The organism is Tautonia rosea (assembly GCF_012958305.1).
Taxonomy (GTDB): Bacteria; Planctomycetota; Planctomycetia; order Isosphaerales; family Isosphaeraceae; genus Tautonia; species Tautonia rosea.
In genome coordinates this window covers 1-10,218 of sequence record NZ_JABBYO010000037.1, presented here as the reverse complement: position 1 = coordinate 10,218, position 10,218 = coordinate 1, and the positions used below count along the sequence as shown (strand labels likewise).

Below are 10,218 nucleotides of genomic sequence, written 5' to 3'. Positions count from 1 at the left end.
CTATATTTTGCCCGGAGATACAGTTGTGTCAAATTTTCTAATCGGCAATAATCTGCATAAAAGTGTTCAATACGTTGGTTCGCGGCGCATCAATAAGTCATCGGGCGACTTCCGAAGCCGGTAAATGGGCTCAATAGACTTGTAGAGGTCAATATACTGTTCAAGAAGCCGAATCATCAGAAATCGTTGTTTAACAGTTTCGCGGGCTTGGTGCCCAAGTCGTTCACGAAGCGATCGATTCTTGATCAACTGGACAATGCGCGACGCTGCCTCCGCGACTAAGGAAACAAGGAAGCCATTTTCTCCATCACGGAACTGATATCGTATCCCACCAACATTCCCACCGATCACCGCCGCCCCTTTCCACATCGCTTCAGTCACGGTAAGTCCGAAGGCTTCAGAAAGTGACTTTTTCAACACCACTGCAGCACGACGCTGCAAGGCGTTCACTAGAGCCGAATCCTGTTGTGAAATAATGCGGACTCGTTCATCTCTCTGTCTCACAATCGCCTCGAAGACCTCCTCTCCTTCTGGATCGTCGGTTGCAGCGTTACCAACGAGCACCAAAGTACTGTCCACTTCCCTTTGGGCAATCTTGAACGCCTCGATCACTCCCTCGGGGTCCTTCCATCGATCGAATCGTGACACCTGGACGACCAAGGGCAGATCGGTCGGAATCGCGTAATGGGCGAGACGTTCGTTGATCTCGACCTCAGTCAATTCCCGGTTCGTGATGGAGAATGGATTGATCGCCGGCATGAAGAACAGTTGGGGGATGGATAAATGCTGGGCATAGTCCCTGAGGGTCAAGATTGCTGCGTCATAACTCTCGATCAGCGGTTTCAGATAGTTCCAGGCTTCGCGATTTGGGTGAGAGAGATCGAGGTGACATTGCCAGACCCAGGGTCCCTTTTTCATATCGTGTCGAATCAGACCCAAAGGCTGAGGATCATGAATCATCACCAGGTCGTGGTCGAGGTGGTTTCGGACCGCGTTCTCGTAAATCTGCATTTTCCGACTGGTTAGATTGATCTCCCCACCCTGAAGCGCATTGTGCATCTTCTTGGTCACACTGAAAAAGTCAGGAGATCCCTGGATTGTTCGCCAGCCCGCCTTAAGCCCCACACTACTCATGAGCAAGGTCATTGAGGAGAGGAGTTCGGCCACTCCACCCCCATAATAGGTTGAATTTTCATGGGCAACGCGAAAACCGCGAAGGGGTTCCGCCTTCGTATAGACTCGATCGACCATCTCCAAACCAACATAGGACTCATAGTCTTCGACCTTGATTGTCTGATAATCAACGGCCATTTCGCCCCCTTATCGAATGAGGACTGCCATTCGTGCTCCAATCGAATAATTTTCCTTCAAATCCTCTTCTCATTCGTAAGCGCTTCGTATCCCGAAGCAACATCTAACAGTTCCTCGGTAATTGCAAGTTGTCGGCGCTGTTGACAATGCATTGTCAGCTCAACAATACGGTCCTCGATGTTCCGCTCGGCTCCCTGCATTGATGCCAAACGACTTGCGTTCTCGCTGGCCAGTGACTCGACAAACGCTCGATAGAGTGAGACGTAGAGATACTCGCGGACGAGCGAGGAAACAAGGCGATCCCAATTCATTGTGTACGTGGGGACCTGATTCGTCGGCCATTCCCGAGATTGCAGGTCCTGGAGCCAGTGTTCATCGACGGGAAGAAGGCGCTCCGTCCTCGGTCGACAAGTGGCTCCGGAATGGTGGTCGGCAAAGAATAGAACGACCCGATCAATTTGCAAGTCGTCTCGCCAGCGGTCGATCCTCAGCAGGAGATCTTGAACGGCGGGGGTGATCCCAGAGGTCGAGCCAGGAACTGACATCATGCCTCCGAGTGGTTGTCCTGCATCTTCGAGTCGCCCTGAGATCCGATGACCCACGGCAAAGAGTGTTCGGCCCGCACGGTCAATTCCCCAGTCGTCCATTTCTGAAATGGCATGACGGACCACCTCATCATTCAACTGTCCGCACATTCCTTGATCGGATCCAAACACGATTGCTGCAAGGTTCCGAGAAGGGGCCTTTCGCGCCACGACAGGCGACCGCAGCCCTTGGCGGAGCACGATCTGCAAGCCCATTTCGACCGCTCGACTGTAATAATCGAGCGAACGCTCCGCTTCCTCGTACTGACGAATATTCACGACCGCGAGCGTCTTCATTGTTTTCACAACCGAGTGAAGATCTTCCGCGGTCGCCAGCTTACGCTTCAAGCCCTCGATCGTTTGCATTCAACTCCTCCCTGGCTCGATCCTCTCATATGTCTCTCTCAAATCGACGGGGGGACAGACCTGTGATCGCCCGCCTCATTCCGCAGAAGCATTTCCCGATTTGCATCGATTACGGATTGAGCAACCTCGATCATCAGTCGCCGGTCATTCTCGTCCAGCGCTCGACCCAACTCGATTCGTTCACACACCTCTGGCAGTTCCTCCGCGACAGCATTTCGAACCATGGCTTCCAGGGCCGACACGTAGTGGATGGGCACCTCGTCGAACAATCCGTGAATCATGGCAACCAAGGCGGCAAGTTGCTGAGGAACAGTCAATGGTTCGTACAGTGCCTGTTTCAGCACTTCTCGAACTCGTCGTCCGCGTTCGAGCGACTTGCGGGTATGCTCTTCGAGCCGGGTTCCAAACCGAGCGAACGCTTCCAACTCCTGAAACTGGGAGTACGTCAGTTTCAGGTCTCCCGCAACCGCTCGGTAGGCTGTTAACTGAGTTTTCCCCCCCACCCGAGACACTGATCGTCCCACTTCGATCGCCGGAAGGACCCCCTTCCGGAACAGGTCCGGCGAGAGATAGATCTGGCCATCGGTGATCGAGATCAAGTTTGTGGGGATGTACGCTGAAATGTTCTGCGCCTCAGTTTCAACAATCGGGAGAGTTGTCAATGAACCGCCTCCAAGCTTATCGTTGAGGTGGGTCGATCGCTCAAGGAGTCGGGAATGAATGTAGAAAATATCACCTGGAAAGGCTTCTCGCCCCGGGGGACGTCGAAGCAACAGCGACAATTCTCGATAAGCCCATGCGTGCCGAGTTAAATCATCCAGGACAAGCAGTACGTCTCGCCCTCGATCCCGAAAGTATTCTCCCATACTCATTGCCGCATAAGGAGTAACGAATTGTAATCCCGGCGGATCTTCCTCCGATGTTGCAACCACAATGGTTTTTTTACGGATTCCGTAATTGGCAAGATCGTCAACCAATTTCGCCACCGCAGACATTCGTTGACCGATCGCGCAATAGACGCATATTACTTTGTTATTCCGTTGATTGATCATCGCGTCGAGTGCGATCGCCGTTTTCCCAGTCTGACGATCGCCGAGGATCAGCTCACGCTGACCACGGCCAATTGGAATTAACGCATCTACGACCTTCAATCCTGTCTGAAGCGGAACCGTCACGGGAGCCCGATCCATGATCCCGGGGGCTGGCCGCTCAATCGGTAATCGTCGACGGGTGTTGGGCGGAGCATCCCCATCGATCGGACGTCCCACCGCATCGACCACTCGTCCAAGCAGGGCCTCTCCGACCGGAACATCAAGCACCCGCCCTGTCCGACGGACCTCTGCTCCCGACGACAACCCTTCGTTGCGATCAAGCAGTACGATCCCAACCTCCTCCGGGTCGAGATTGAACGCCATCCCCAAAGCGTTACCCGGGAATCGTATGACCTCTCGGGCTCGAACATCAGCCAGACCACGGACGCGGGCAATTCCATGCCCCACAAACGTCACTCGCCCTACTGCTTCGACTACCGGCTTGACCCGGTATTCCTGCATCGTGCGTTGAAGCGCTTCAAACGTAGCTTCAAGAAGTCCACCGAGTCGCCCGGTCTCCTCGTCTCCCATCACGCTCAGCCCTTGTGTTCCGAGGCGTCGACGTTCGATTTTCCCTCGGACGTCGAGGATCGGTTGTGGGGTTTTCGAGCCAGCTGTTCCTACGTTCGATAAACATCTGCGTGTTCGATCGCCTCCTCGTCGGAATCCTCTGCGATAGCCATCTCACGACCGATTACTCTCGATAGTTCCTGCTGGATTTCGTCGAGAGAGTCCGAGACGTCCCAGGCCAGCTTGTGACCGTCAGTGTTCAACTCGACTCCACAGATCAGCCGAGGGTCGATCTCATAACGCAATTGGAACTCGACACCAAACTCATCATGGAGCCAATCAGAGAGTGCCTGTCGCAGGTCATCGGGAACGTTGAAAGCGCTTCGCACATTAAGGATTTGCTCCGGATTCCCGAGCGACACTCGAAGCCTCTCTTGATGATGTTCATCGAGCGATTTTAGTCGACTTATAAACGAGTTGAAGATCTGCCGTTCCAGTTCGGCATCGGCCAGATCTGCAAGTACCCGGCGGGCAATCGAGCAGGCCCCTTCAGTGGCTCTCCGACGGAGTTCATCGAGAAACCCCTCCTGATCCTGTCGGAGGGCATGCCGCCATTGCAGCCGCAACTGCTCAGCTTCGCAGCGAGCTTCCCTGATCAGTTCCTCTCGACGCCGCCCCGCGTCTTTTCGAGCATCGTCCAGAATTTCGTCGCCTCGCTCGTTGAGCTCCTGCAGTCGGTGGCGATAGCGCTCCGTCTCCTCCTTGGCCGCCTGTTGGCGTTTCCCCGCCTCATCCCAGCGTGAGGCGATCTGCTGCTTACGCAGATCCATCGCCTCGATGATCCGTCCGTAAAGGAAGTGTCGCAACAACACCACCAGGATAAGAAAGTTCACGACCTGAGCGACCACGGTGAATCCGTGAATTAGGACACCGCCCGAGCCCGCATTCTCTCCAACCCCACCGGATGCCTGAGCAATAATCCAGAGGCAATCGATCAGCACGGATTAGCCCCCCGCCGTCTGTTGCGTGAAGTAGTCCCAGAATGGGTTCGCAAAAATCAAAATCATCGACACAACAAAGCAATAAATAGCAGTAGATTCAATCATTGCAAGTCCCACAAACAGGGTTCGCGTGATCGTATTGCTTTCATCGGGTTGCTGTGCCAGCGCCGAGAGTGCCGACGCCACCGCTCGTCCTTCTCCAAGCGCGGGACCTATCGCGCCCAGGCCAATCGTTAAGCCGGCTGTAAAGATTGAGATCATCCCAACCAATCCTAGATTATCCATGATCACTCACTCCGTCTTGTGCTCGAGTTGGTTTCTGTTCGTCCTCTTCTAGCTTGCTGTGCTGATTCAACAGTTCTTCCTCACGTTCCTCCTCTCGGGCTCGGCTGGCAGAGGCAATATAAACCATTGCCAGCACCGCGAAGATGTAGGCCTGGATCACTCCCGTCAAGAGGCCAAGCGCGTGCATCAAGATCGGGAAAATGAGAGGAGCCACGGCCATCAGAATCGCCACAATCTTTGTACCGCTCATAATGTTTCCAAACAGTCGTACAGCCAGCGCCAGCGTGCGGGACACCTCTCCAATGATCTTGAACGGGAGCATCAGAGGCGTCGGGAGCAGGAAATTTTTCAGATATCCCAAAAAACCTTCATTGGCAATGCTGTAAATCGGCACGGCAAAGAAGACACAAATCGCAAGCGCTGCGGTCGTTGATAGGGAAGCTGTTGGTGCAACATAAACAAACCCAGGCACAATATTCAGCAGATTCGATAGAAAAATAAAGAGAAAGAGTGTACCGATAAATGCAAGATACCGCTCTGGTCGTTCCTGAACTATTCCGGCAATCTCCCTCCGAATTCCATCGACGACCACTTCAAGGAGATTCTGCCATCGGGAAATCGTCGGTCCTGTCGTAAGCGTTCGGGTCACCAACCACGAACCAAGCACCAGCACAAACATCACCACCCAGGTGAACACCAAGGTGGCATTGATCGTGACGAACCGCCACTCCCAGAAGACCACCTCATCCGGACTTATCTGCTTGAGATCCAAGAGGTCCACGATCACTTCTCCTTAGCCCGTGCGAGCTGGTACTCGATTAGATCCCCAGCGACGGATTATGACGGTCCGCACAACAAGCAAACCGATGAGACAGGCGACAAGTCGTTCCCACTGCCCTCCCATCACAACGAAGAACACGGTAAGACAAACCCCCAGTCTCGCAAAAAAGCTTCCTAGGAGAAGCAATCCAGGCCGTCGACTCGTCGGGAGTCGCCTCACCGTCATCCAGAGTCCGCCGAATGTGAGCACACCGAGACAACATCCGGCAGTAAAGGCGAGGATCAGAGGGACAAGCGTCTCAGTGTCGAGGTTCACGAGAATGCTCCTTGCGATTGCTCTGTGAGCCACCGCCTCAGCAATGGCCGAAGCGCGAGGGGACCAATCAAGCAGCTCCCCAGCACTACAAGAACCATCGCCGAGAAAACATGCGGAGGGACAAGGGCGGGGCCCATCGCCTTTCCTCGCTCCACAATGACCATGGCGATCTCAGCGCGGGGCACCATACCGATCCCCAGCATCAGCGAAGTCTTCCACCCAGCTGACATCAGGGCTGGCACCGCCGTGCCAACGAGTTTCCATGCCACGGCGGCCACCAGCAAGATCGTCCCAGGGCCGAGGGCCGACAGTAGTGCAGATTGATCAATGCTCAAACCAATCCCGATAAAAAAGAACGGACTAAACAAGTCGTAGAGCGAGATGAACGAGGCATCGATCTGCACCATCTTCGGGTCCCTGCTGAAGACCAAGCCAGCAAAGAAGGCGCCGATGGCGATCGAGAAGCCCAGGAACCCAGATAGGGACGCGATGACGAATCCGACCCCGACCACCTGCAGCATCGGATCGGGCATCGGCTCGAGTTGCTGGAACCACCGAGTCATACGCTCCTCGAGTCTCCCGGCAAACAGGTAGCAGAATCCCAGAAATCCCGCGAAGAGGAACGCAAACCGGCCCATCGTCTTCAACAGTGTGGCGATTGAAGTTTCGTCCCTCAGGCCATCAGGTCGTACGTTATACAATACGACCATTGCAACGCCGAAGAGAGCCGCGAATGCAGCGACCCCGACCGCCACGGGAATCATGCGCAATATCGGCTTTGGCACTTGCTCGTCGGTCCTGTGTGAACGCCACATAGGCCGCCAGAGCACCCGGTAAATCAAGAAGCTGAACAGCAAGATCGCCGCCGCGAGAATGACAGGGAAGGCCAGCATGTCGAGGCGGATTATTTCCGGGGCCACCTCCATTGGGGTGGCTGATTCGTTCAATACGGGAAGCAATGCAAACAGCACCGCCATCAGGAGCACGCCTGACACGTCGTCAAGCTCTGCAACGTCAATCAACCACTGACCTGTCGGCGTGTCGAGTGCGCCGGCCTCGAGCCAGACCGCAACCGAGACGCCTACACTCGTTGCCGTCAGCGCGGCGGCGATCACCATGCTGGCGATTGTCCCGAGATTGAGCAGCCAGTAAGCCGTCGCGAATCCAAGCAACCCACTCATCCCGACATTGCCGATCCAGGTACCAGCGGCGCGGTCAATCTGGCTCATCAGACCCTTGAGGTTACTCTCTAGGCCGACCCGAAAGAGAAGGACGATCAGACCCAGATCTGCGAGGAGCCGAAATGTGTCGTACCCGGACTCGGAGAGAAGTTCCCATCGGGAATCACAGAATCTCAGAAGAAATCCCAGAACGATCGACCCAATCAGGGCCGGCACGCCAAGCCGCCGCAAACCCGACTTGCTCAGGATCGACAGGACGATCGCCACTCCGACAAGCAGCACAAGCCAAATCTGATCGCCAAACGGCTCTCTCATATGTGCCCCTCCCGCTTCACCCAGAACCAGGCGTTGAGGCAACCTATGACAATCCCGATTCCAAGACCGGTCAGTGTCCAGGAGATCGTGTCGGATCGGCTGGTGTCAAGCAACGCGCCAATTGCCACACCGATCAATGTCGGAATTGCCACTGACCAGCCAACCAGCCCGAACATACCCAGCCCATACCAAAGGCTATATGACTTGCTCTCTCGAGCACGACGCTTACGCTCCACCTTCCGAGAGACAATCTCCTCAAGGGGTTCACGCTGCTTCTCAAGATCACCAGCAGCTCGATGGTCAGGATCCACGGTGCTCAAGCTCCATGAAGCGTCGGACGAGCTCGGCTTCGAGACGAGCAGACGCCGACCGGGCATGGCGTTCTCGTTCATCGACGATCTCGTACTGTTCCCGAACGGTCCGCTTCAAATCCTCCAGACTAGGTCCCATCGCCGCCTTTCGAGTCGAGACAAAGACCTCATTACCGCACTTGACCAGCACCCCCTGATCGATCGCCATGAAGCATTCGCCACCCTCCTGTGATTCGAAGGAAAGGATGCCTGGAACAAGAGCCGCGACGAAATCAACGTGCTTCGGCAAGAGCGTAAACGACCCATTGCCCGCTTCAGCCTTAATTTTGTTCACCTTTTCACTGATCAATACCCTCTCGGGGATTAACACTCGGAGCATCATGATCCGTCCTCCGAGCGAGGTTTGTCTTCGTCCGCTTGTGCGTTCTGTCCTACAACCTCCGACTCAACGTTCGTGTGCCTGTTCTCGTCCTCCGACCCACCCCGGCCTTTCGTCCTGGCCTGATCAATCGTCCCGATCATGTATAGATCGTTCTCGGGAATCTCCGAAAATTCATCGTTAAGAATACGTTCACATCCATCAAGCGTATCGTCCGCATCGACAAGATGACCCTTGATGCCTGTAAACTGCTCAGTGACGACAAACGGCTGGGTCAAGAACCGTTCAAGCCGCCGGGCGCGTTCAACGGTTCGTCGGTCCTGTCGTGAGAGTTCCTCTAGACCCAGCATCGAGATGATGTCCTTCAGATCCTCGTAGGTCGCCAGAGTGCGTCGCACCTCCTGCGCGACCTCAAAATGCCGTCTCCCAATAATATGAGGCACAAGCATCTTCGATTCTGACTTGAGGGGGTCGATCGCCGGGTAGAATCCCTGGCTAGCCCGCTGTCGAGACAGCACGATCGAGGCTGATAGATGATGAAATGTGTGCACAGCCGATGGGTCAGTGAAGTCGTCAGCCGGCACATACACCGCCTGGATCGAGGTAATCGCCCCGGCTTCTGTATTGCTAATGCGCTCTTCAAGTTCGGCGAGCTCCGAGCCGAGGGTTGGCTGGTAGCCGAGCCTTGATGGCAATCGACCCAGCAAGCCTGAAACCTCCGATCCCGACTGAATGAATCGAAAGATATTGTCAATCAAGAGTAAGACATCTTGCCTGCGATCATCCCGGAAATACTCGGCCATCGTCAGCGCCGCGTGACCAACCCGGAACCGGGCGCCCGGCGGTTCGTTCATCTGGCCGTAGACGAGAACCGTATTGTTCAGAACTCCGGCCTCTCGAACCTCGTCATACATGTCCACCGCTTCTCGGATTCGCTCCCCGATCCCGCAGAAGAGACTGATCCCTTCGTGCTGACCAATCATGTTGTGGATCATTTCCATGATCAGCACGGTCTTGCCGACTCCAGCCCCGCCGAAAAGTCCCGCCTTGCCTCCGCGTTCCAATGGTGAGAGGAGATCGATTGCCTTGATCCCCGTCCGAAACACCTCGGTCCGAGTCACGCGACGAACCAAAGGAATCGGCTTCTGATGGATCGACCGCCATTCGCCGCCTTCGATGGGCCCTTGCCCATCAATCGTCTCGCCAAAGACATTAAAGACACGGCCAAGCAACCGTTCACCAACCGGAACCCGCAAAGGCTGACCCGTATCCTCAATCGCCGATCCTCGTGCCAAGCCCTGGGTACTTGTCAGGGCGATGCCCCGAATCGTCTGTTCATCGAGGTGATCCAGCACCTCAATGACGACCTCTCGATTTTCGCCCGTACGTAGGGCGTTGTGAACCGCCGGAATCCCATTCGGAAACACGGCATCGACAACGCTCTCACGAACTCGGGTGACAGTCCCGATTTGCGACCTCTGCTTGGCCTGTCGCTGATTCATGAGCGATCGCTCACTTCCAATCCGTGCCCGGATTTCGTCTCATCCGCTTCGCGACGGACGATCCTAACCCATGACTCTATTGGAGGAGATCTCGGCCATCATGTAAACGAGTCGCTCATCTTCTCCTGGAACGATAGCATGCTCCACCACCATTCCATTGCGTTGAAGCCTCAACTGAGGATACCGAGTTGCGGATTCCAAAGCCGCTGCAGGACCTGAACAATGGACTGACAGACGAAAGCCCCTGATCGTGGACAAATTAGATACCCAAAAAATTGAACATTAA

At 55.1% G+C, this 10,218-nt stretch carries 11 protein-coding genes; all 11 read right to left on the bottom strand.

Translation table 11 applies throughout. The features are described from left to right. Positions 1 to 66 precede the first annotated feature (66 nt). A complete protein-coding gene (locus HG800_RS26645; protein ID WP_169981400.1) occupies positions 67 to 1,311 on the bottom strand; it encodes a glycosyltransferase in 1,245 nt (414 codons plus the stop codon). Positions 1,312 to 1,367: 56 nt separating this feature from the next. Then, positions 1,368 to 2,261: a F0F1 ATP synthase subunit gamma gene (locus HG800_RS26640; protein ID WP_169981398.1), complete on the bottom strand. Its 894-nt coding sequence runs from the start codon at positions 2,259 to 2,261 to the stop codon at positions 1,368 to 1,370. A gap of 38 nt (positions 2,262 to 2,299) precedes the next feature. Next, positions 2,300 to 3,883 carry an alternate F1F0 ATPase, F1 subunit alpha gene (locus HG800_RS26635; RefSeq protein WP_169981396.1) on the bottom strand — a complete coding sequence of 528 codons (1,584 nt, stop codon included), beginning with the start codon at positions 3,881 to 3,883 and terminating at the stop codon, positions 2,300 to 2,302. Positions 3,884 to 3,972: 89 nt separating this feature from the next. Continuing rightward, positions 3,973 to 4,863: a F0F1 ATP synthase subunit B gene (atpF, locus tag HG800_RS26630; RefSeq protein WP_169981394.1), complete on the bottom strand. Its 891-nt coding sequence runs from the start codon at positions 4,861 to 4,863 to the stop codon at positions 3,973 to 3,975. A 3-nt stretch (positions 4,864 to 4,866) separates the two neighbouring features. Then, positions 4,867 to 5,148: a F0F1 ATP synthase subunit C gene (locus tag HG800_RS26625; protein ID WP_169981392.1), complete on the bottom strand. Its 282-nt coding sequence runs from the start codon at positions 5,146 to 5,148 to the stop codon at positions 4,867 to 4,869. Next, the gene (locus HG800_RS26620; RefSeq protein ID WP_169981390.1) at positions 5,141 to 5,929 is read right to left on the bottom strand and encodes a F0F1 ATP synthase subunit A; all 789 of its coding nucleotides are present in this window, start codon (positions 5,927 to 5,929) and stop codon (positions 5,141 to 5,143) included. The genes HG800_RS26625 and HG800_RS26620 overlap by 8 nt, the downstream gene beginning before the upstream one ends. 12 nt (positions 5,930 to 5,941) lie before the next feature. Then, on the bottom strand, positions 5,942 to 6,244 hold the full coding sequence (locus tag HG800_RS28575; RefSeq protein WP_169981388.1) for an N-ATPase subunit AtpR: 303 nt from the start codon (positions 6,242 to 6,244) through the stop codon (positions 5,942 to 5,944). Further along, positions 6,241 to 7,740, bottom strand: a complete 1,500-nt coding sequence (locus HG800_RS26610) for a cation:proton antiporter (protein WP_169981386.1) — start codon at positions 7,738 to 7,740, stop codon at positions 6,241 to 6,243. The genes HG800_RS28575 and HG800_RS26610 overlap by 4 nt, the downstream gene beginning before the upstream one ends. Next, a complete protein-coding gene (locus HG800_RS26605; protein ID WP_206352487.1) occupies positions 7,737 to 8,051 on the bottom strand; it encodes an AtpZ/AtpI family protein in 315 nt (104 codons plus the stop codon). The genes HG800_RS26610 and HG800_RS26605 overlap by 4 nt, the downstream gene beginning before the upstream one ends. Then, complete coding sequence (locus HG800_RS26600; RefSeq protein WP_169981384.1) at positions 8,041 to 8,433, bottom strand: F0F1 ATP synthase subunit epsilon; 393 nt, start codon at positions 8,431 to 8,433, stop codon at positions 8,041 to 8,043. Before HG800_RS26600 ends, HG800_RS26605 begins: the two co-directional genes overlap by 11 nt. Beyond that, on the bottom strand, positions 8,430 to 9,932 hold the full coding sequence (gene atpD / locus HG800_RS26595; RefSeq protein ID WP_169981382.1) for a F0F1 ATP synthase subunit beta: 1,503 nt from the start codon (positions 9,930 to 9,932) through the stop codon (positions 8,430 to 8,432). Before atpD ends, HG800_RS26600 begins: the two co-directional genes overlap by 4 nt. Between the last annotated feature and the right edge of the window lie 286 nt (positions 9,933 to 10,218).

Coding starts and splice junctions, on each gene's coding strand:
- HG800_RS26635 (WP_169981396.1), bottom strand. CDS start 3,883: ATGGGAGACGAGGAGACCGGGCGACTCGGTGGACTTCTTGAAGCTACG.
- HG800_RS26610 (WP_169981386.1), bottom strand. CDS start 7,740: ATGAGAGAGCCGTTTGGCGATCAGATTTGGCTTGTGCTGCTTGTCGGA.
- HG800_RS26640 (WP_169981398.1), bottom strand. CDS start 2,261: ATGCAAACGATCGAGGGCTTGAAGCGTAAGCTGGCGACCGCGGAAGAT.
- HG800_RS26645 (WP_169981400.1), bottom strand. CDS start 1,311: ATGGCCGTTGATTATCAGACAATCAAGGTCGAAGACTATGAGTCCTAT.
- HG800_RS26600 (WP_169981384.1), bottom strand. CDS start 8,433: ATGATGCTCCGAGTGTTAATCCCCGAGAGGGTATTGATCAGTGAAAAG.
- atpD (WP_169981382.1), bottom strand. CDS start 9,932: ATGAATCAGCGACAGGCCAAGCAGAGGTCGCAAATCGGGACTGTCACC.
- HG800_RS26625 (WP_169981392.1), bottom strand. CDS start 5,148: ATGGATAATCTAGGATTGGTTGGGATGATCTCAATCTTTACAGCCGGC.